We start from the raw sequence: 586 nt of genomic DNA, 5'->3' as shown, positions 1-586 counted from the left end.
CTTGCGTCCCCGATCGGGGCACAATCCGCGCCAGGGCGGTCATCGTCCCCGCCTCGCCCGCCGTGCTCGCCTTCGAGGAGATCGCGTTCTCGCCGGCCCTTCCCGATGCGCATTTTTCCGCTTTCTTCGACCTGCCGATGGGCATGCTGACCAAATTGCCGGTCGAGATCAGCGGAACCCGGCTCGGCCTGCAGCCTTTCGACGATTTGCTGGTCGAGCGGCTGGCCAGGCACGACATCTACTTTCTCTGCTTTCCCTTCGATCTCGACCTGATGGTCGGCTTCGTCGGCGGCGACTTCGCCTGGGAAATGTCGGCGGCCGGCGAGGCGGCCGGTATCGATTTCGTCGTCGACCGGCTGTGCGACATTTTCGGTGCCGACACCCGCAAGCATGTCGGACGCGCCATGATGACCAATTGGGGCGGCGAGCGCTACGTGCGCGGCGCCTATGCCGCGGCGCGGCCCGGACGATCGGAGGCGCGCGCCACCCTGATGCGGCCGGTGGCGGACAAGATCTTCTTCGCCGGTGAGCATCTGGCGGGACCGCTGATCCAGACCTGCGGCGGCGCTCGGCTGTCGGGCGAGAG

1 protein-coding gene is annotated in these 586 nt (G+C 67.2%); it reads left to right on the top strand.

Annotation, left to right across the window (positions count from 1 at the left end; all coding sequences use genetic code 11):
• A partial coding sequence (locus EN745_RS35575) for an FAD-dependent oxidoreductase (RefSeq protein ID WP_145992366.1) occupies positions 1–586 on the top strand: 586 nt, incomplete at both ends.

It is taken from the genome of Mesorhizobium sp. M4A.F.Ca.ET.022.05.2.1, assembly GCF_003998845.1.
Lineage (GTDB): Bacteria > Pseudomonadota > Alphaproteobacteria > Rhizobiales > Rhizobiaceae > Mesorhizobium.
This window is presented reverse-complemented; position numbering and strand designations above follow the sequence as displayed.